The sequence below is a fragment of the Bacillus sp. LR--39 genome (assembly GCF_053613335.1).
In genome coordinates, this window is the sequence record NZ_JBSIOT010000001.1 from 1,300,541 (window position 1) to 1,320,234 (window position 19,694).

Here is a 19,694-nt window from a genome sequence, read left to right on the forward strand (position 1 = left end):
TGTTTATTCCTCTTTTCCTGTCAGACTCGTCAATGCCGCAATGCTGTCTTCCAATTGAGCAGGTTCTTCCGTTCCTTGTTTTAAAAATTGAATAAGCTGCGGATAAAACTGAATCGCTTCATCAATTTCTCTTGATGATCCTCTTTTGTAAGCTCCGATATTAATGAGATCTTCAGAGTTTTGATAAGTTGACAGAAGATCGCGGAATTTGTTGGCCGCCTCTATATGCGATGTGTCTGAAATATTAGACATGACCCTGCTGATGCTTTTCAGGATGTTCACGGCCGGGAACTGCCCTTTGTTGGCAAGCGCCCGATCGAGAACGATATGGCCGTCTAATATTCCGCGCACCGTATCGGCAATCGGTTCGTTCATGTCATCTCCGTCAACGAGAACCGTATAAAAAGCGGTTATCGTTCCTTGTTCATTCGCGCCCGTTCTTTCCAGCAAACGGGGCAAAATAGCGAACACAGAAGGTGTATATCCTTTTGTTGTCGGCGGTTCTCCCGCTGCCAGGCCGATTTCCCGCTGAGCCATCGCGACCCTAGTGACAGAGTCCATCATGAACATCACATTCCGGCCTTTATCGCGGAAGTACTCTGCAATGGCGGTGGCCGTATACGCCGCTTTCAAACGCATTAAGGCAGGCTGATCAGAGGTCGCGACTACGACTATCGAGCGTTTCAGGCCTTCTTCGCCTAAATCCTTCTCGATGAATTCACGCACCTCGCGCCCCCGTTCACCGACGAGTGCGATAATGTTTAAATCAGCTTCAGTCTGCTTCGCGATCATTCCCATCAGGGTGCTTTTTCCGACTCCGCTTCCGGCAAAAATCCCGATTCTCTGCCCTTTTCCTACCGTCAGCAGACTGTCAATCGATCTGACGCCGACACCCATCTTTTCCCGTATCGGCGGGCGTTTCATCGGGTTTGGCGGCGGCTGCTCCGTCGAAACGGGGGACAATCCTTTCGGAAGCGCCCGGCCGTCAAGAGGTTCGCCGAACGCGTCGACAACCTGTCCGATTAAACCCGCGCCTACTTTGATGCGGAGCGACTCGCCAGTGGCCTCAACAATGCTGCCCGGCGCGATGCTGGCCGCTTCCAGATAAGGCATTAGCAGAATGTTTTCATCCTGGAAGCCTACAACCTCAGCTTTAATCGCTTTTTTCGCATGGCCTTTCGGATAAATGAGACAAACATCTCCGATCGAGCTTTCGGGCCCTTTTGATTCAATCATCAGCCCGATGACCCGTTTAACCTTGCCGTAGCGCTTGTACGGATCCGCTGTTTCAATTGAGTCTATTAAATACTGTGTCTTCATTGCTCCGCTCCCGCCTCAAGCGCCGTTAAAAGTTTTTGCTTTAATTGCATCAGCTGGGTGTCTATGCCTGCATCGACACGTCCGAACGGAGTTTCTATCGAGCACGTTCCCTTCGCGGCTTTTTCATCGGCATATAAGCTTAATCTGCATTCTTTGTATAACAGCTGCTGAATTTCGTCCATATGCTGATGAACCGTCTCATAATATTCAGGGTCCACATAGATGGAGATGTCATCATAATCTTTTACTTCGGCTACTACCTGCTTGACCAGCAGAAGGAAAGCCTCTTTATCATCACTTTTTTGCCGCCATACTTTTTTAGCGAGCGCAACTGAAAGCTCAATAATTTCTTCCTCAGCGCTTTCCAGTTTTTCCTCGACTGACTGTCTCGCCATTTCCATAACGGCATTGGCCCGGCTGATGAGATTAGCGTATTCAGCTTGAGCCTCGGCTTTTCCCAATGCCATGCCCTCTTCATATCCTTCTGCCTTTGCTTCTTCTATCAATCTTTGTTTTTCTTCCACCCAGCGGTTTTTCTCTTCTTCAATCTGCCGAAGAGTGTGCTCAAATTGATTTTTCGCTTCTTCAGACACCCTGTCGGCTTCTGCTTTGGCAAAAGCCATGAGAGCCTCTGGATTTTCGGGTTCCTCCCGATCTGGCTGGGAATGTGTTTTCCTGACTTCCTGCAAGGAAAGCTTGCGCCGTTTTTGTTCAGGAGAAAATGATGATTGCTGTTTAATGATATTAGACAATAATATCGTCTCCTCCGCCTCGCGCGATTACAATTTCACCGGCTTCTTCCAGCTTGCGGACGACGCCCACGATTCTTGATTGCGCCTCTTCCACATCACGCAAACGCACAGGCCCCATAATTTCCATTTCCTCTTTAAACGTTTCAACCATACGCTGTGACATATTGCTGAAGACGATTTCTTTGACTTCCTCGCTCGCAACCTTCAATGAAAGCAGGAGGTCGTCGTTTTCAACGTCTCTGATCACGCGCTGAATCGCACGGTTATCAAGGGTGACAATATCTTCAAAGACAAACATCCGTTTTTTGATTTCATCCGCCAACTCAGGATCTTGGATTTCTAATGAATCAAGGATCGTTTTTTCCGTTCCTCTGTCTACGCCGTTTAACACTTCAACAACGGCTTCTATGCCGCCGGTCTGCGTATAATCCTGCGTAAAGGAGGAGGACAGCTTTTGTTCAAGGACCCGCTCCACTTCATTTATGATTTCAGGAGACGTTCTGTCCATAACCGCAATCCTTCTTGCCACCTCAGCCTGAACGTCCGGGTTCAGCTCAGACAAAATCTGTCCGGCCTGCACCGGGTCAAGGTAGGATAAAATCAGCGCCATCGTTTGCGGATGTTCCTGCTGAATGAAATTTAAAATCTGTTCGGGTTCCGCTTTTCTTGCGAAGTCAAACGGCTTTACCTGCAAAGAAGAGGTGAGCCTGTTTAAAATGCTTACCGCTTTGTCTTCTCCGAGCGCTTTTTCAAGCACTTGACGGGCGTAATTTAAACCGCCTTGTGAAATATAGTCCTGAGCGATTGCGATATTATGAAATTCTTCAATGATTTCATCTTTTCTTTGATGATCGACGCTTCTGACTCCCGAAATCTCGAGTGTCAATCTTTCAATTTCTTCTTCAGACAAATGCTTGTATACAGAAGCTGATACATCAAGGCCTAAGGAAATCATGAGGATGGCTGCTTTTTGTTTTCCTGTAAGCTTGTTCTGATCACGTTTCGCCATTTTCCATTCCCCCTAATCCTCGTCCAGCCAGCTTCGAAGCAATTTAGCAAAGTCTTCCGGTTTTTCTTTAGCCATTTTTTCAAGCTGTTTTCGTCTGACTGTTTCTTCCGTTTCAATTTTCTCTTCGTTGATATCAGGCAATCGAACCGGCTCCGGCGGTGTTTCATATTCATATTCTTCGTATTCATCCTCTTGTGAGCGTTTCTTTCTGATGAGGAGAATAATAAGCAGAATAATGGCCGCAAGCAGTACGCCGCCTGTAATGTATACCCAGATCGGAAGACCTGAAGATTGTGCCGAATCTGTGTTCAGGCTTGTTTTTCCGTCAAACGGCTGAACGGATACAACGATTTTATTGTTGATATCATTGTCTGTCAGGTTTTGATTTTGCGTTTCGTTTTTATCAAGAGACGTTCTGACGACCGTTCCTAAAATCTTCTGTATATCAGCCTGTCTCTGTGCTGATAAGGAAGCGGCATTTTTCGGATTAGGCGGCTCCACCATGACCTGAATGCCTAAATCACGCACTTTATACGGGCTTTCAGCGATTTCTTTATGGATGCGGTTGACTTCATAGTTGATTTTATTGCTGCTTTTTTCGTAGTCCCCGCTGTTTGAACCGCCGTTTGTCTCGGCATAGTTCGCGGTGTCATTGCTTCCCGTTCCGGCCGTGCCGCCGTTGGCCGCGCCGTCGCCTTTGTACGTTTCCGCAACTTTTTCGGCGCTTACCGCTATGCCTTCCATGTTATCTTTATCGACAGGTTCGACAGTGTCTTCAGTGCGTTTTTCCTTCGTGAAGTCAATATCCGCCGTTACGGAAACCACGACCTTATCCTGCCCCATCATTGTGCCGAGCAGTGACTGAACATGTTTTTGAACGTCCTTTTCGACCTGCGACTTAATACCTTGCTGAGAAGCATAACTGTCAGAAACGGACCCTGCACCGCCGTCACTTTTGTCATAATATGTAGAATTTTGATCCATTATGACGATATTATCTTCTTTTAAGTTCGGAACACTTTTAGAAACGAGATGGTACAGCCCGTTGATCTGGTTTTGATCAAGCGAGTAGCCCGGTTTAATCTGCAAAACGATTGAAGCGGATGCTGCCGGCTGATCTTCACCGACGAACACGGCTTCTTTCGGCATATTGATCATGACCTTCGAGCTTTTGATACCGTCCATTTCATTTATCAGGTTTGACAATTCGGTCTGAGTCGCCTCAACCTTTAAAACGTCAAACTCATTATCTGTCAGGCCGAAGCCCGCATTTTGTCCGAAGAACGAATAATCAATTGATCCCGTTTTCGGCAGGCCTTCTGCGGCAAGCTGGACTTTAAGCGAATCCACTTGGCTCTCAGGAACCTTAATGACCGTGCCGCCGTCAGCAAGTTCAGAAGACACCTTTTTCGTATCGAGCTCTTCTTTAATCTTCCCCGCTTCTTCCGCGGACAAATCTTTATAAAGAGGCACCATCTTTTCAGACGAAGTAAAAATAATAACGACGATGAGTAAAATAATGAATGCGGCCAAGCCGCTTACCATGAGTATCTTCTGTGTTTTTGATCTGTTGTTCCAAAACGCTGCCGTTTTGGTTTTCATTTGCATTAGAGTACGATTCATGTTAACCCCCGGTCATTCCAGTCATTCTCTTCAATCTGACCACTACATCTGCATTCTCATGATTTCCTGATAGGCTTCCACGGCTTTATTGCGGAATTCGGTAGCGGCCGTCAGAGAAATATTTGCTTTTTGGGCAGCGATCATGACCTCGTCAAGGTTTACATCCTTTCCTGCAGCCAGTTCGTTCGTTATTTGGTCAGATTTTACTTGTGACTCATTTAACGAATCAATAGAGTTTTTTAAAAGCTCCGAAAAGCTTGTTTGGTTTGAAGAATCAGTTTTTTGAGTTTGGTTTAATTGATTCGTTACGTTTTGAGTGTTTTGGGTTTGTTGAAGCTGAAAAGGAGTAATAGCGTTAACCACTTACATCACCTTACTTTCCGATTTCTAAAGCCTTCAAAAGCATGCCTTTGGAGGCGTTTAATGCAGTTACGTTTGCTTCATATGATCTCGAGCTGCTGACAAGATCCACCATTTCCTTTAATGGATCTACATTTGGTTTTTGTACATATCCGTCTTTATTCGCATCAGGATTCTCCGGATCATAAACGAGATTAAAAGCGGACGGGTCTTCCGTAACACCAGATACCTTTACGCCACTTCCCGCGCTCCCTGTTCCGTTCATCTTGGAATGTAAAAGGGACGAAAATGATTCGCCTCCGGATTGGAGAGATACCAGCTTTCTTCTGTAAGGCACCCATTCGCCATTTACCTGCTTCGCTCTCGTTGTATCCATATTGGCCAGGTTGGACGATACGACATCCATCCGGACACGCTGTGCAGTTAAAGCGGAACCCGAAATATTTAAGCTTTGAAAGCCACTCATTATTTTCCTCCTGTCAAGACGGTTTTCAGAGAATTGAATTTGCCGCTCATTCTTTCAACCAAAGCCTGATAATTAATTTGGTTTTCGGCTAAATCTGTCATTTCTTTGTCGATATCGACATTGTTTCCGTTTTGCTGGTACGATGTATCACTGCTGGACACGATAGAATAATCGTCCCCCGAACCCGTAAAGTCAACGTGCCGATAGTCGGTTTTTACAGCCTCAAGATTGGATGTTTCCTGATCTAACAAATTTCGGAAAGAGACTTTTTTTGCCTTGTAGTTCGGTGTATCTATATTGGCGATATTATTAGTTAAGACTTTTTGCTTAATGTCCGCTCTCCCCAAGGCATTCTCAAGATTTTGTATAGTTCCAGAAAATAAGTCCAAATCCACTTACCTCCATTTCAGATATTTTTCTCCTAAAAATCCTTGTCGAGAATTGTAAAACCATATGCTTATTGTAAGAAATAACAGGCTTAAAGTCTATGAAGTTAGGCTAAAAAAAAGTGCTCAATTATATCTATTTTGTATGTAGGTATTAAGTCCTAGAATATTTGTACTACAAGGATTTGTTTAATATTAGACTGAAAATAGCAGAATTTCTGTATCTTCCTCCTTTTTTCACACAGCAAGATGGATTATCTCAGATCAGATTCCAATAAGCAACTTTAAACTGCAACTTTTCACCTATTGTCCATAAAAAAAGCAGGACGCCCATTTTTAGGGATCCTGCTTTTGTCTTAATGAGATTTAAGGTTTTCCAATTCAATAAGGAATTTGTTGTTCAGAACTTTAATGTACGTCCCCTTCATTCCCAGTGATCTGGATTCAATGACGCCTGCGCTTTCCAGCTTTCTCAGCGCGTTAACGATTACTGAACGCGTAATGCCGACACGGTCCGCAATCTTACTTGCCACAAGCAAGCCTTCGTTTCCGTCAAGCTCTTCAAAGATATGCTCAATCGCTTCAAGTTCACTGTAAGACAGAGAACTGATCGCCATTTGAACAACCGCTTTGCTTCGCGCCTCTTCTTCGATTTCTTCCGCTTTTTCTCTTAAAATCTCCATTCCTACAACGGTTGCTCCGTATTCAGCAAGAATGAGATCATCATCTTCAAATTGATCCTGCAGACGGGACAGAATGAGCGTGCCCAGTCTCTCTCCTCCGCCGATGATCGGCACGATCGTTGTTAAGCCCGCTTGGAACAGGTCTCTGTTTTCTACAGGAAACGCCGTGTATTCGCTGTTGATATCAAGGTTTGAAGACGTCTCCGGAACATTGAACAGATTTCTCGTGTACTCTTCCGGGAACTGGCGGTCTTCAAGCATTTTTTTCATGCGGTCATTTTCAATCTGCTGATTAATAGAGTAGCCCAAAAGCTTTCCTCTGCGGCTGACGACGAAAATATTAGAATCAATGACGTCACGAAGCGTTTCAGCCATTTCTTTAAAGTTTACGGGTTTGCCTGCCGCAGCCTGCAGCATGCTGTTAATAATTCGTGTTTTTTGTAGTAAAGCCATGATAAATAATCCTCCTAGAATTCCTCTTATTAAATTTTCACAATATAAATTGACTTAGATCTTTGTTGTTTGCAATCGTTCCGAGCTTTTCTTCAACGTATTGCGGCGTGATAGCGACTTTTTCCATCGTCACGTCCGGCGCTTCAAACGACAGGTCTTCCAAGAGACGTTCCAATATCGTGTGAAGCCTTCTCGCTCCGATGTTGTCCGTATCCTGATTCACATGATAAGCTACTTCGGCGATCTTACGAATAGCTTCGTCAGAAAATTCAAGAGATATACCTTCTGTCTGCAATAAAGCCTGATATTGTTTTAACAGGGCGTTATCAGGTTCGACGAGAATCTTCACAAAATCATCTACTGTCAGCTTGCTCAATTCTACACGAATCGGAAAGCGGCCCTGCAGCTCCGGAATCAGATCAGACGGTTTGGCCATATGGAATGCCCCGGCTGCGATAAACAGCACGTGATCTGTTTTGACGGAGCCGTATTTCGTGACGACGGTAGATCCTTCGACAATCGGAAGGATATCTCTTTGAACGCCTTCTCTCGATACATCTGCTGAGGAAGAAGCCCCTCCGTTTTTTGCGATTTTATCTATTTCGTCAATAAAGATAATGCCGCCCTCTTCAGCTCTTAACACGGCCTCTTGGCCGACTTCATCCATATCGATTAATTTGCCTGCCTCTTCATTGGTCAGAACCTTCCTTGCTTCTCTGACCGTCATTTTGCGGCGTTTTTTCTTTTTTGGCACCAGATTGCTCAGCGCATCCTGCATATTCATGCCCATCTGCTCCATCCCGGAGCCTTGCAGCATGTCAAACATCGACGGCTGCTGCTCTTCCACCTCTACGGAGACGTAATGGTCTTCGAGCTCTCCCAATGCGAGCTGATGCGCCATGCGCTTTCTTTTCTCTTCAAGGCTTGCTTCTTCCTGCTGGTCGGCTTCATCATCATTTGCCGCCTGGCTTCCTCCGAAAAGCATTTCAAACGGATTTTTCACACCCGCTTGTTTTTTCTTTCCCGGAACGAGAAGCCGCACTATACGTTTGTTTGCATTTTCTTCAGCCTGTTCTTTCACTTCGCTGATTTTTTCTTCTTTAATGAGCCGCACGGATGTCTCAACGAGGTCTCTGACCATTGATTCGACATCTCTGCCTACATAGCCGACTTCTGTAAATTTTGTCGCTTCAATTTTTATAAATGGCGCACCGGTAAGCTTGGCGATCCGTCTGGCGATCTCTGTTTTCCCCACCCCGGTCGGGCCCATCATCAGGATGTTTTTGGGAACGATCTCGTCTCTCAGTTTTTCATCAAGAAGACTTCTGCGATAGCGGTTTCTTAATGCCACGGCGACAGCTTTTTTCGCATCCTGCTGTCCTACAATGTATTGATCCAACCGATCTACGATTTGTCTCGGTGTTAACGGTTTGTTTTCCATGCGCCTCAAGTCCTTTCTATTCAAGTTCTTCCAAAATGATCTGATCGTTTGTGTACACACAAATCTCGCCCGCGATTTTCAAAGCGGCTTTTGCAATATCTTTGGCGGACAGATTCTCTCCGGCATAGGTTTTCAGCGCTCTTCCTGCTGACAGGGCGTAGTTTCCGCCGGAGCCGATTGCCAAAATGCCGTCATCCGGCTCAATCACTTCACCTGTTCCCGATACGAGAAGCAAGGTATCCTGGTTCATGACAATCAGCATGGCTTCCAGCTTGCGCAGCACTTTATCGCTGCGCCATTCTTTCGCAAGCTCAACCGACGCACGTTTTAAATTGCCGTTGTATTCTTCAAGCTTCGCCTCAAACATTTCAAAAAGTGTGAAAGCGTCTGCAACAGATCCTGCAAATCCGGCCAGAACCTTTCCGTTAAACAGCTTTCTCACTTTTCTCGCGGTATGTTTCATGACTACAGCCTGACCGAATGTGACCTGGCCGTCTCCTGACATAGCGCTTTTCCCGTTATGCTGGACGGCAAAAATCGTTGTCGCATGAAAAGATGACATGAGAAGGGCCTCCTTTTAATTTTCTTTAAAAGCTCTCGGGTGGTGGGACATATATGTGTTTCTCAGCATTTCCTTCGATACATGCGTGTATATCTGCGTAGAAGACAGATTGGAATGGCCCAAAAGCTCCTGGACGCTTCTTAAATCAGCCCCTTCATTCAGCAGATGAGTCGCAAACGTGTGCCGAAGCATATGCGGGTGTATATGTAAAGTGCCGGATGCTTTTTTTACAAGCCCGCTTAAAATATACCGGATTCCTCTGGCGGTCAGCGGGCCGCCTCTTTGATTGACAAACAGCACATCATGAGGCTCTTTTGCTTTTTCAAGCAGGCACTGCCTTCCGCTGTTGATATACAGCTCCAGCGCATCACGGGCATATGAGCCGAACGGGATATAGCGCTGCTTCTTGCCTTTCCCGTGAACGAGCACCGTATCCATGAACAGGTCAAGATCGCCGACAGTGAGCGTACAGCACTCACTGACCCTCATTCCGGTCGCATAAAGAAGCTCAAGCAGGGCCTGATCGCGCATCCCTGACGGCTGACTTCTGTCTGAAACAGCGAATAGTTCCTCAAGTTCTTTTTCATAAAGAAACTTCGGAATCCGTTTCTCTTGTTTCGGCAGATGAACAAGCTGAAACGGATTCTCTTCAACAAGCTTTTCCCTCATTAAAAATTTATAGAAGCTTCTCAAAGCTGAAATTTTCTTGCTGATTGTTTTTCTTGACAGGCCTTTTTCATAAGCCTCTGTCAAAAATATTCTCACATCATGATATGCAGCTTCTTTCATTCCATTTATATTTTGAGCATGCAGAAACATCCCAAATTCTTCAATCGAATTAACATAATTCACAATAGTATATTGTGAATAATTTTTTTCAATTTGTAAATATTCAACGAATAACTTTAAAAAAAAGTTAACATTCTCAGTCATTATGAAGACCTCCCTCTCCGAAGGGCTTTTAAATGGTATCATATAATGCATCGAAGTTGCAATGAAAAGCTATATCGTTTTCGAAATAGTTTGAATAGTTTCAATTGCGCGTTTAGCGTATTCTTCATTTCGTTCTTTTTTGTTTTTAATTTTTACAGGCAATTCTTTTAAGAGGCCGAAGTTTGCATTCATCGGCTGGAAGTTCTTCTGATTCGTCGTCGTAATGTAGTGAGCCATGCTTCCGATCGCCGTCTCCTGCGGGAATGTCACAAGATCCTGACCGAGCACAAGTTTGGCGGCATTGATTCCCGCTACAAGACCTGAAGCGGCAGATTCAACATAACCCTCTACGCCGGTCATTTGGCCCGCGAAAAACAGATCGTTCCGCTGTTTAAATTGATATGTCGGGTTCAAAAGGCTCGGCGAGTTGATAAATGTGTTTCTGTGCATGACGCCGTATCTGACGATATCAACATTTTCAAGACCGGGGATCAGTTTAAGCACTTCTTTTTGGTCTCCCCATTTTAAATGTGTCTGAAAACCTACAATATTATAAAGCGTTCCCGCCGCATCATCCTGTCTGAGCTGAACGACTGCATAAGGGCGCTTGCCTGTTTTCGGATCTTCCAGTCCGACCGGTTTCATCGGTCCGAACAGCATCGTTTTCTTGCCTCTTTTCGCCATGACTTCAATCGGCATGCAGCCTTCAAAGAAGATTTCTTTTTCGAATTCTTTTAAAGGTACCGTCTCAGCCGTCGTCAATGCTTCATAGAAACGGTCGAACTCTTCCTCTGTCATCGGGCAGTTTAAGTACGCCGCTTCTCCCTTGTCATAACGGGATTTTAAGTACACTTTCTCCATATCAAGGCTGTCTTTTTCGACAATCGGCGCCGCCGCGTCATAAAAATACAGATACTCTTCTCCCGTGAGCTCTTTCAGCTGCTGTGAAAGCGATTCTGACGTAAGCGGTCCGGTCGCGATAACAGTCGGGCCTTCCGGAATCTCTGTTACTTCCTCAGTAAGAACCGTTACGTTCGGATGGTTTTTCACGAGATCCGTCACGCTTTGCGCAAATTCATGACGGTCAACGGCAAGCGCTCCCCCGGCCGGAACCGAACATTTATCAGCAGATTGAATGATTGCCGAGTCAAGCGCCCGCATTTCTTCCTTTAATACGCCTACCGCATTGGCGAGTGTATTTGAACGGAGGGAGTTGCTGCATACCAGTTCGGCGAATTTATCAGTATGATGGGCTGCCGTCTGCCTGACGGGCCGCATTTCATATAGTTTCACTTGAATTCCTCGTTTTGCAAGCTGCCATGCCGCTTCACTTCCGGCAAGGCCTGCTCCGATTACATTAACTGTTTGCTGGTTCATTTCTTTTCATCTCCTGTTGTTTGTCCCTTCCACACAAAGAAGGTGAGCAAGGCTCTGCTCACCGCTACTTCTGTGGTTCTTCCTTATAATCGCATTCGACGCATTGTACTTGTATGCCTTTTTTAAGCTTTTTCTCTACGAGCATATTTTCACATTTCGGGCATTTTCGTTCAATCGGTTTGTCCCAAGATACGAAGTCGCATTCAGGATAACGGTCACAGCCGTAAAAGATGCGTTTCTTTTTTGATTTTCGTTCGACAATGTTTCCTTCATGGCACTTAGGGCATTTTACGCCGATTTGTTTGACAATCGGTTTTGTATTCCGGCAGTCAGGGAAGTTGGAGCACGCCATAAATTTGCCGTACCGGCCCATTTTATAAACCATCCGGGAGCCGCATAACTCACAATCTTCATCGGCGTATTCAGGTTCAATTTCCACTTCTTTCATTTCGGCTTCCGCTTTTTTCACGCGTTTTTCGAAATCAGTATAGAAGCTGTCAATGATTTGAACCCATTCTGTCTGGCCATCTTCAACATGGTCAAGGTCTCTTTCCATTTTAGCCGTGAATTCAACGTTAATGATTTCCGGGAAAAACTCCATGATAAGATCCAGCACGATCTGCCCAAGCTCAGTCGGCACAAACCGTTTATTGTCTAATCCCACGTAACCGCGGCGCTGGATGGTGTCAAGAGTCGGCGCATATGTCGAAGGACGGCCGATCCCCAGTTCTTCAAGCGTTTTAACCAGGCGCGCCTCTGTATAACGCGGAGGCGGCTGAGTAAAGTGCTGCTCAGGCTCAATATCTTTCGATAAAACCGTGTCTCCCTCTTTAAGGTCCGGAAGCATGCGGTCTTTTTCTTCCAGCTGATCGTCTTTACCCTCTACATAGACTTTCATGAAGCCGGCGAATTTGACTTTACTTCCGTTTGCCCGGAATGTCAATCCGTTATTGCTGAGATCGACGCTCATCGTATCAAGGACGGCAGGCGCCATCTGGCTTGCAACAAAGCGCTCCCAAATCAGCTTGTATAATCTGAGCTGGTCTCTTCCAAGCACCGCTTTTAAGTCGGCAGGTTTTCTGAGCACCGAAGTCGGGCGGATCGCTTCGTGGGCATCTTGAGCGTTTTCATTTTTCTTTGCCGGTTTCCGTTTTCCCGCTAAGTACTCTTTTCCGTACGCCTGATCAATAAAAGCTGACGCTTCTTCAACGGCTGTGTTGGAAATCCGCGTTGAGTCCGTTCTCATATACGTGATGAGCCCGACTGTCCCTTCTTTGCCGAGATCAATTCCTTCATATAATTGCTGAGCGATCATCATCGTTTTCTTCGCTCTGAAATTCAGCTTTCTTGCAGCCTCCTGCTGCAGAGTGGACGTTGTAAACGGCAGAGCGGGATTTCGTTTGCGCTCTTTTTTCGTAACCTTGTCAACTGTATACTTATTGCCTTTCAGCTGGGCAAGGATGGCTTTTACGTCTTCTTCGTTTTTTAAAGGAAGCTTTTTGCCGTTTTTTCCGAAAAATCCGGCTTCAAACGTCTCTTTTCCCTTTAAAAATGAGCCGGTAATCGTCCAGTACTCTTCAGGTTTAAAGTCGTTGATTTCCTTTTCCCGGTCGATGATCAGCCGGAGCGCAACGGATTGCACACGGCCCGCACTGAGGCCTTTTTTTACTTTTTTCCAAAGAATCGGGCTGATTTTGTATCCGACGAGTCTGTCTAGTATGCGGCGCGCCTGCTGCGCATCGACAAGATCCATATTAATCATGCGCGGATGTTTAAATGATTCTTTAATGGCGTCTTTCGTTATTTCATTAAAGACGACCCGGCAGTCCGAGCTGAGATCCAGATCAAGACTGTGTGCGAGATGCCATGCAATCGCTTCCCCTTCTCTGTCGGGGTCGGCCGCGAGATAGACTTTTTTTGCTTTCTTTGCCGCTGTTTTTAATTCTTTTAAAACAGGGCCTTTTCCGCGGATCGTAATATATTTCGGTTCAAAGTTCTGTTCGATGTCAACTCCCATTTGACTTTTCGGAAGATCCCGGACATGTCCCATTGAAGCTTTGACTTTATATTTCTTCCCTAAATAACGTTCAATCGTTTTCGCCTTTGCCGGCGATTCCACGATGACTAGATAATCAGACATTTTCATCCCCCTCAAGAGGTGTTCTCTCTCTTTTCAAGTATCAATTTATTTTAGAGCTGCCTTTTTATGGCTTTCAACATTCCATTCTTTATGATGAACGTCATTTTATACATGAAAATAATGTGCAACTTTAAATCCTCACTATTATTAAATATTACAATACCGTTTGTCAAACGATATTTCAAAAGGGTTCCGTATACTGAACGCATCGGGCGGTCAGCTCTCCGTCAATATCCTCTGCGCATAATACAGCTTTCGCCCCTTCTTGAATGAGTTTTATAGGTCCTCCGGAATATGGATTAAATATGGAACCCGGAACGGCAAATACCTCTCTGCCTTGATCGAGAGCCTGGTAAGCTGTGATTAATGAACCGCTTTTTTCTTTTCCCTGCACGACCACAATTCCTTCACTTAGTCCGCTGATTATGCGGTTTCTCATCGGAAAGTGCCATTTTTTCGGCTTTGTTTCAGGAGGATGTTCTGAGAGTAGGAGATGGTGTTCAGCCATGTATTCTGCTAACAGGAGATTTTCCCGGGGATAGATGTGATGGAATCCGCCGGCTATCACGCCGATCGTAAGCCCTTTTGCCCTGATGCTCGCCTTATGAGACAATCCGTCTATACCGGATGCAAGCCCGCTTACAATGACCCAGCCTTTTTTTGAGAGTTCGGCGGAAAGATGCCCAACCGCTTTTATTCCGTCTTCCGTCGGTTTCCGCGTTCCTACAATCCCGATTTTTCTGCCTTTTTCAAGAAGCAGCGTGTTCCCTTTTGCATACAAGACAGCCGGCGGATCATAAATCGCTTTAAGCCATGTTGGATAGCGGCTTGACGAAATCGGAATGACAGTAATGCCTTCGCGGCGGTAATCGGACAGAACTTCATCAAGTTCCGAATTCTTGCGCTCTATTTCCCGAAAAATTGCTTCCGGGGCTGTTTTCCCTTCTGATAAAACAGTTAATGGATGCGGATCCGGTAAAAAAGACAGAGAGTGATCAGCTTTCCACCATTTTAATAGAAGAGACGGGGAAATGATTTGATTAATACTGCAGACCATTAAACAGCGCGATGCTTGATCCAAATCTGGCAACCTCCTCTTTTTTTCAGCAAAAACAGGAACAGCCGTTACGGCTGCCCCTGCTTCGATCAGTGCGTTTTGCACGTTTCAAATAAGCCTTTTTCTTTTAACACCTTAATCAGCGTTTCACCCATTACAGAAGGGGTTTCCGCGACTTCAATTCCGCAGGCGTTCATCGTTTTGACTTTTTCTTCTGCCGTGCCTTTTCCTCCGGAGATGATGGCGCCCGCATGGCCCATGCGTTTTCCTGGAGGCGCGGTTTTACCGCCGATAAAGCCGACAACAGGCTTCGTCATGTTCGCTTTCACCCACTCAGCCGCTTCTTCTTCAGCTGTGCCGCCGATTTCTCCGATCATGATGACGGCATGTGTTTCTGGATCTTCATTGAACGCTTTTAACACGTCAATAAAGTTCGTGCCGTTGACCGGATCGCCGCCGATCCCTACAGCGGTAGATTGGCCTACGCCGGCTTCTGAAAGCTGATGGACGGCCTCGTATGTCAATGTTCCTGAACGGGATACAACGCCTACATGACCCTTTTTATGAATGTATCCCGGCATAATGCCGATCTTGCATTCTTCAGGTGTAATAACACCCGGGCAGTTCGGCCCTATTAATCTCGTTTTCTTGCCTTCCATAAAGCGCTTCACTTTCACCATGTCCAAAACCGGAATGTGCTCAGTGATACAAATGACAAGATCAATTTCCGCGTCAACCGCTTCCATAATTGCGTCCGCCGCAAACGGAGCCGGCACGTAAATAACTGACGCATCAGCGCCCGTTGTATGAACCGCTTCTGCGACCGTATTGAATACCGGTACGCCTTCCGCTTCCGTTCCGCCTTTTCCAGGTGTTACACCGCCAACGATATTCGTGCCGTATTCCAGCATCTGCTTTGTATGAAATAAAGCGGTAGAACCTGTAATCCCCTGTACAATAACTCTTGTATCTTTATTGATAAAAACACTCATTATCTGGTCCCCTGCCTTTCATTCTTTCCTAAACTAAGGATACGATTTTCTGTGCGCCGTCTGCCATTGATTCCGCAGATGTGATGTTTAAGCCTGATTCATTCAGGATTTTCTTTCCTAAATCTACGTTTGTCCCTTCAAGGCGCACGACCAGCGGCAATGTCAATCCGACTTGTCTCGTCGCTTCAACAACGCCCTCGGCGATGACATCACACTTCATGATGCCTCCGAAAATATTAACGAAAATTCCTTTTACGTTTTGATCGGAAAGAATGATTTTAAAAGCTTCCGTAACTTTTTCTGCGGTTGCGCCGCCCCCGACATCAAGGAAGTTTGCAGGTTCTCCGCCGTAGTGTTTAATGATATCCATTGTAGACATTGCAAGACCCGCGCCGTTTACCATGCAGCCGATATTTCCATCAAGGGAAATGTAGCTTAAATCGTATTTTGACGCTTCGATTTCTTTCGGATCTTCTTCATCTAAATCTCTGTATTCCATAATGTCTTTTTGTCTGTATAACGCATTGCTGTCGAAGTTCAGCTTAGCATCCAGCGCCATGACGTTTCCGTCCCCCGTAACGACGAGAGGGTTGATCTCGGCGATGGAGCAGTCCTTCTCAACAAATGCTTTATATAAGCCGAGCATAAATTTAGCGGCTTTGCCGACAAGCTCTTTCGGGATGTTAATTGCGAATGCAATTTCCCTTGCCTGATAGCCCTGAAGGCCGACAGCCGGATCAATTACCGCTTTTTTAATTTTTTCAGGTGTTTTTTCCGCTACTTCTTCAATCTCCGTTCCGCCTTCTTCAGACGCCATTAAAACGATTCTTGAAGTAGCGCGGTCAAGTACAAGCCCGACATAGTATTCCTTTTTAATATCGCAGCCTTCTTCAATAAGTAAGCGTTTTATTACTTGTCCGTCCGGACCCGTTTGATGTGTGACGAGCGTCTTGCCTAACAGTTCTTCGGCATACTCTTTCACTTCATCTTTTGTTTTTGCAATCTTTACCCCACCAGCTTTGCCGCGGCCGCCAGCATGGATTTGCGCCTTTACGACATAAACCGAGCTTGACAGGCTCTCTGCTTTTTCAACTGCTTCCTCTGCTGTAAAAGCCACTTTACCTTCAGGAACAGACACCCCGTATTTTCTGAGGACTTCTTTTCCCTGGTACTCATGGATATTCATTTCCCATCCTCCTAACTTATGTAGCAAAACTAAAAATAGACTGCGCTTTCATTCTATATAATACTGGAAGAATTGTCTAGGGTTCAAAACAAAATCTTTATATCCTTCCAAACATTCTAACTTTTATTTTATTGAAAATATAAATTTAAACGGAGTCCGGGAAATGAATGGTCCTTATTTTTCGTTTTTCAGGGTTTCGTCCAGTCTGTAAACAAATGAAAAAATTTCGGCAACGGTTTCATAAAGCGCCTCCGGTATCTGATCGTCAACCGTCAAATGGCGCATTAATTCGACAAGGGTTCTGTCTTCCTGAATGGGAACCCCAGCCTTCTCAGCTTCTTTTATAATATTTTCCGCCACGTGCCCCCTGCCTGTTGCGACAACCTTCGGGGCTTGGTCTTTCTGCCGGTCGTAATGCAGGGCGACAGCTCTTCTTAACGGCGTTTGCTCTTTCATATTTTCACATCCACTTTTCTTCCGCCGTCTTTTTCTATAAACTCTTCCACAAGAGCGCTCTGGTCTTTCGGGCGCCGTTTTTTAGACGTGACGCCTGACAGGCTGAAGCCCGTTTCTTTTACGGCTTCTTTTAAAGCCGGTACGAGAGGGTCGATGGCCGCCTGAAGCTCAAAATCAGTCTCAACCGTAATGGTCATTACATTTTGCTGAATCATGCAATCCACAACGGTTTCTTGCAGTGTTTCAAGATGCAGCAAAAACAGGAGCCTGCAATGTGACGGATCGAGTTTTCCGTCCGGCTTCTTCCGTCCTTTAAAGAGAACTGTGATGTCATTCTCATACGCGGACGCTCCCAGCGGAAATGACAGCACCATCTGCGTAAAAGAAGGGTTATGCTGCTCAATAAACAGCTGGCCGTTTAATTTATGAATAAGCGGTTCCGCCTCTTGTTTAACGGATTGGGGCGCTTCTTGAAGCGTCCGGACGGCTTGGAGGGCTGTTTTCAGCGCTTGTTTCTCCGGCTGCGGAGACACGCCTTTTTCAAGCGCTGTAATGAATGATAATTCATCACGCGTGCCCAGTCCTTTTTTGATTTTCTGCAAAAGGCTTAATACATCATGTTTTTCCGCATATTTCAATTCGGTGAGCTGAACGGCTTTTTCGAAAACAGCCGCCTCCTGTTCTGTCAGATGTGCGTTTTGAAGAACAGGCGTTGTTTTCAATGTTTTTTCTTGAGAAATGAAAGTCTTCATGATCTCCGCCGTTACTTTTACGGGACGGTTTTCAGTTTTTTCTGCCGATGTCATTAATTTCTCTATAATCTGTTTTGCCGTTTTTTCAGGCAGTTCCGTATCTGTCCGTGCACTCGGAGGAGAAGGTTGGCTTGAGACTGCCTTTCCGTTTTCACGAGTCTCTCGGACAAATGGTGATTGTTTTGATTCCGTCCGTTCTCCTTCATCCATCAGCCCGGTTTCTGAGATCGGCATGCGTGCAGCCTCGGCAAGCTTCTTCAAGAGACGTTCTGCATGTAGATCCGTTTCCGCGTTTAACACGTCAGAAACCGCCTCTTTGAGCACAGACAGCTCTTTTGCCGATTGCGGAGCCTGATTGATTGCCTGAAGCAGTCCTGAGAGGAGGCGCCGGGTCGGAACCGGATATTTAACGGCATGAATGGCTGACAAGACTTCCGGATGTGCGGGCAGTTCCCGTTTCAGCGCAAATACGATTGTTTCCGCCGCTTTTTTCAATTCGGCGGCCGGAAGCGATTCAGCCCAGCGGATACAGGCTTTGAGGCTGTTTTCCGTCATCGGCAGCTTCTGCTGCATAAATGTTTCGGCAATCTGCAGAGACACAGGACCTGGTTTGACGGAAAGAGCGTTTAACAGTCTTCCCGCCGCTTCCTGAACGGTTTTCGGGCTTCCTTCGAATTGGTCGATGACATGAAGCCGGCCCGTTTTTTCCGCCGGCTGTTTGTCATAAGAAAACCAGTAATACGCCTGCGGACGAAGGGCGGTTTCAAGTTTTCCCTGCATCGTCCGGCCGCCGATTTGGATAAGAGCGCTTTGATCGTCCAGCAAACGGAGAACCTTCCCTAACAGCAGCCTTTGAGCGCCGCTGTCTTTACCGCCATCTTGCCGGTCCGGAGGGATTTCCGCCGTCAGCTGTCTGAAAGCCGCTTGGATTTCGCCGCTTATGTTCATGTCTTAAGCCTCTTTTCTAACAATAAGATTGAACGGGAGCGAACGTTTTTCGGTGAATAGTTGTCGGTCCGTATGCCTGAAGAGCTTCAAGATGTTCTTTCGTTCCGTAGCCTTTATTTTTTTCAAAGCCGTACATGGGGTAGGTTTTGGCGTACTCAGCCATGAGACGGTCCCGCGTTACTTTTGCTATGCAGGCTCCGGCGGCAATTGACACGCTTTTGGCATCCCCTTTTATAACTGATGACTGCGGAATGTCAAGCGGAAGGGTCATGGCATCAACAAGCAGATAATCAGGTGTTTCCGTTAAAGCATTGACGGCTTTTACCATCGCCAGTCTCGCGGCCTCATATATGTTGATCCGGTCAATGACGTCCGCATGGACAATGCCGACTCCTACAGCCGCCGCTTCTTCCGTGATCCGGCTGTAATACTCCTCGAGCTTCTTTTCCGACAATTTCTTCGAGTCCGTGAGACCGAGAATCTCGCATTCTGCCGGCAAAATGACGGCGCCGGCGACAACCGGTCCGGCAAGCGGCCCTCTTCCGGCTTCGTCAACACCCGCAATCAGGCGGAAGCCCTTTTTGGATGACAGTCTTTCGTATGCCGTCATGTTCAGCCATTGCTCTTTAAGAGCTTTTTCCTTCGCGTGCTTTTTCAGCCATTGCTCTAAAAGCGTCTGTACGCTTTTTCTCGGGTCTTTCTCACATTGGGAAAGGAAGGGGTCACTTTCGTCCCTGACCTCTTGCAGGCGTTCTTTTACGCTTTTTACGGTTAATGTATTCACGTTCTCTTCTCCCT

At 46.1% G+C, this 19,694-nt stretch carries 19 protein-coding genes; all 19 read right to left on the reverse strand.

The window, feature by feature from the left end; all coding sequences use genetic code 11:
- Positions 1 to 3: 3 nt before the first annotated feature.
- Positions 4 to 1,320, reverse strand: a complete 1,317-nt coding sequence (gene fliI / locus ACWHAR_RS06190) for a flagellar protein export ATPase FliI (protein WP_007611430.1) — start codon at positions 1,318 to 1,320, stop codon at positions 4 to 6.
- Positions 1,317 to 2,072 carry a flagellar assembly protein FliH gene (gene fliH, locus ACWHAR_RS06195; protein WP_032874891.1) on the reverse strand — a complete coding sequence of 252 codons (756 nt, stop codon included), beginning with the start codon at positions 2,070 to 2,072 and terminating at the stop codon, positions 1,317 to 1,319. The genes fliI and fliH overlap by 4 nt, the downstream gene beginning before the upstream one ends.
- Entirely contained in the window at positions 2,065 to 3,081 is a 1,017-nt protein-coding gene (gene fliG, locus ACWHAR_RS06200; protein ID WP_003154256.1) for a flagellar motor switch protein FliG, read from the reverse strand. Before fliG ends, fliH begins: the two co-directional genes overlap by 8 nt.
- A gap of 12 nt (positions 3,082 to 3,093) precedes the next feature.
- Complete coding sequence (fliF, locus tag ACWHAR_RS06205; protein WP_032874889.1) at positions 3,094 to 4,704, reverse strand: flagellar basal-body MS-ring/collar protein FliF; 1,611 nt, start codon at positions 4,702 to 4,704, stop codon at positions 3,094 to 3,096.
- Positions 4,705 to 4,746: 42 nt separating this feature from the next.
- The gene (gene fliE / locus ACWHAR_RS06210) at positions 4,747 to 5,067 is read right to left on the reverse strand and encodes a flagellar hook-basal body complex protein FliE (RefSeq protein WP_007409777.1); all 321 of its coding nucleotides are present in this window, start codon (positions 5,065 to 5,067) and stop codon (positions 4,747 to 4,749) included.
- 10 nt (positions 5,068 to 5,077) lie between these two features.
- Complete coding sequence (gene flgC / locus ACWHAR_RS06215) at positions 5,078 to 5,530, reverse strand: flagellar basal body rod protein FlgC (protein WP_007409776.1); 453 nt, start codon at positions 5,528 to 5,530, stop codon at positions 5,078 to 5,080.
- Complete coding sequence (flgB, locus tag ACWHAR_RS06220) at positions 5,530 to 5,919, reverse strand: flagellar basal body rod protein FlgB (RefSeq protein WP_003154260.1); 390 nt, start codon at positions 5,917 to 5,919, stop codon at positions 5,530 to 5,532. Before flgB ends, flgC begins: the two co-directional genes overlap by 1 nt.
- A gap of 353 nt (positions 5,920 to 6,272) precedes the next feature.
- The gene (codY, locus tag ACWHAR_RS06225; RefSeq protein ID WP_003154263.1) at positions 6,273 to 7,052 is read right to left on the reverse strand and encodes a GTP-sensing pleiotropic transcriptional regulator CodY; all 780 of its coding nucleotides are present in this window, start codon (positions 7,050 to 7,052) and stop codon (positions 6,273 to 6,275) included.
- A 37-nt stretch (positions 7,053 to 7,089) separates the two neighbouring features.
- Positions 7,090 to 8,493, reverse strand: a complete 1,404-nt coding sequence (hslU, locus tag ACWHAR_RS06230; RefSeq protein ID WP_007611413.1) for an HslU--HslV peptidase ATPase subunit — start codon at positions 8,491 to 8,493, stop codon at positions 7,090 to 7,092.
- A gap of 16 nt (positions 8,494 to 8,509) precedes the next feature.
- On the reverse strand, positions 8,510 to 9,055 hold the full coding sequence (hslV, locus tag ACWHAR_RS06235) for an ATP-dependent protease subunit HslV (RefSeq protein ID WP_003154267.1): 546 nt from the start codon (positions 9,053 to 9,055) through the stop codon (positions 8,510 to 8,512).
- Between the two features lie 15 nt (positions 9,056 to 9,070).
- Positions 9,071 to 9,988, reverse strand: a complete 918-nt coding sequence (gene xerC, locus ACWHAR_RS06240; protein ID WP_007409774.1) for a tyrosine recombinase XerC — start codon at positions 9,986 to 9,988, stop codon at positions 9,071 to 9,073.
- 69 nt (positions 9,989 to 10,057) lie between these two features.
- On the reverse strand, positions 10,058 to 11,365 hold the full coding sequence (trmFO, locus tag ACWHAR_RS06245; RefSeq protein WP_012117550.1) for an FADH(2)-oxidizing methylenetetrahydrofolate--tRNA-(uracil(54)-C(5))-methyltransferase TrmFO: 1,308 nt from the start codon (positions 11,363 to 11,365) through the stop codon (positions 10,058 to 10,060).
- A gap of 64 nt (positions 11,366 to 11,429) precedes the next feature.
- Positions 11,430 to 13,505 (reverse strand): type I DNA topoisomerase, encoded by a 2,076-nt coding sequence (gene topA, locus ACWHAR_RS06250; RefSeq protein WP_029325907.1) that lies wholly within the window; start codon positions 13,503 to 13,505, stop codon positions 11,430 to 11,432.
- Positions 13,506 to 13,686: 181 nt separating this feature from the next.
- Positions 13,687 to 14,586 carry a DNA-processing protein DprA gene (dprA, locus tag ACWHAR_RS06255; RefSeq protein WP_032874887.1) on the reverse strand — a complete coding sequence of 300 codons (900 nt, stop codon included), beginning with the start codon at positions 14,584 to 14,586 and terminating at the stop codon, positions 13,687 to 13,689.
- Positions 14,587 to 14,651: 65 nt separating this feature from the next.
- The gene (sucD, locus tag ACWHAR_RS06260; protein WP_003154281.1) at positions 14,652 to 15,554 is read right to left on the reverse strand and encodes a succinate--CoA ligase subunit alpha; all 903 of its coding nucleotides are present in this window, start codon (positions 15,552 to 15,554) and stop codon (positions 14,652 to 14,654) included.
- Between the two features lie 28 nt (positions 15,555 to 15,582).
- Positions 15,583 to 16,740, reverse strand: coding sequence for an ADP-forming succinate--CoA ligase subunit beta (gene sucC / locus ACWHAR_RS06265; RefSeq protein ID WP_003154283.1), 1,158 nt, complete (start codon positions 16,738 to 16,740; stop codon positions 15,583 to 15,585).
- A 174-nt stretch (positions 16,741 to 16,914) separates the two neighbouring features.
- Positions 16,915 to 17,196: a FlhB-like flagellar biosynthesis protein gene (locus tag ACWHAR_RS06270; protein ID WP_007409769.1), complete on the reverse strand. Its 282-nt coding sequence runs from the start codon at positions 17,194 to 17,196 to the stop codon at positions 16,915 to 16,917.
- A complete protein-coding gene (locus tag ACWHAR_RS06275; RefSeq protein WP_032874885.1) occupies positions 17,193 to 18,896 on the reverse strand; it encodes a hypothetical protein in 1,704 nt (567 codons plus the stop codon). The genes ACWHAR_RS06270 and ACWHAR_RS06275 overlap by 4 nt, the downstream gene beginning before the upstream one ends.
- 16 nt (positions 18,897 to 18,912) lie before the next feature.
- Positions 18,913 to 19,680 (reverse strand): ribonuclease HII, encoded by a 768-nt coding sequence (locus tag ACWHAR_RS06280; RefSeq protein ID WP_032874883.1) that lies wholly within the window; start codon positions 19,678 to 19,680, stop codon positions 18,913 to 18,915.
- Positions 19,681 to 19,694 lie beyond the last annotated feature (14 nt).

Excerpts from the sequence above, each read along its gene's own strand:
- fliI (WP_007611430.1), bottom strand. The coding sequence starts at position 1,320 with ATGAAGACACAGTATTTAATAGACTCAATTGAAACAGCGGATCCGTAC.
- fliG (WP_003154256.1), bottom strand. The coding sequence starts at position 3,081 with ATGGCGAAACGTGATCAGAACAAGCTTACAGGAAAACAAAAAGCAGCC.
- fliF (WP_032874889.1), bottom strand. The coding sequence starts at position 4,704 with ATGAATCGTACTCTAATGCAAATGAAAACCAAAACGGCAGCGTTTTGG.
- flgC (WP_007409776.1), bottom strand. The coding sequence starts at position 5,530 with ATGAGTGGCTTTCAAAGCTTAAATATTTCGGGTTCCGCTTTAACTGCA.
- codY (WP_003154263.1), bottom strand. The coding sequence starts at position 7,052 with ATGGCTTTACTACAAAAAACACGAATTATTAACAGCATGCTGCAGGCT.
- hslU (WP_007611413.1), bottom strand. The coding sequence starts at position 8,493 with ATGGAAAACAAACCGTTAACACCGAGACAAATCGTAGATCGGTTGGAT.
- hslV (WP_003154267.1), bottom strand. The coding sequence starts at position 9,055 with ATGTCATCTTTTCATGCGACAACGATTTTTGCCGTCCAGCATAACGGG.
- xerC (WP_007409774.1), bottom strand. The coding sequence starts at position 9,988 with ATGACTGAGAATGTTAACTTTTTTTTAAAGTTATTCGTTGAATATTTA.
- trmFO (WP_012117550.1), bottom strand. The coding sequence starts at position 11,365 with ATGAACCAGCAAACAGTTAATGTAATCGGAGCAGGCCTTGCCGGAAGT.
- topA (WP_029325907.1), bottom strand. The coding sequence starts at position 13,505 with ATGTCTGATTATCTAGTCATCGTGGAATCGCCGGCAAAGGCGAAAACG.
- sucD (WP_003154281.1), bottom strand. The coding sequence starts at position 15,554 with ATGAGTGTTTTTATCAATAAAGATACAAGAGTTATTGTACAGGGGATT.
- sucC (WP_003154283.1), bottom strand. The coding sequence starts at position 16,740 with ATGAATATCCATGAGTACCAGGGAAAAGAAGTCCTCAGAAAATACGGG.
- ACWHAR_RS06270 (WP_007409769.1), bottom strand. The coding sequence starts at position 17,196 with ATGAAAGAGCAAACGCCGTTAAGAAGAGCTGTCGCCCTGCATTACGAC.
- ACWHAR_RS06275 (WP_032874885.1), bottom strand. The coding sequence starts at position 18,896 with ATGAACATAAGCGGCGAAATCCAAGCGGCTTTCAGACAGCTGACGGCG.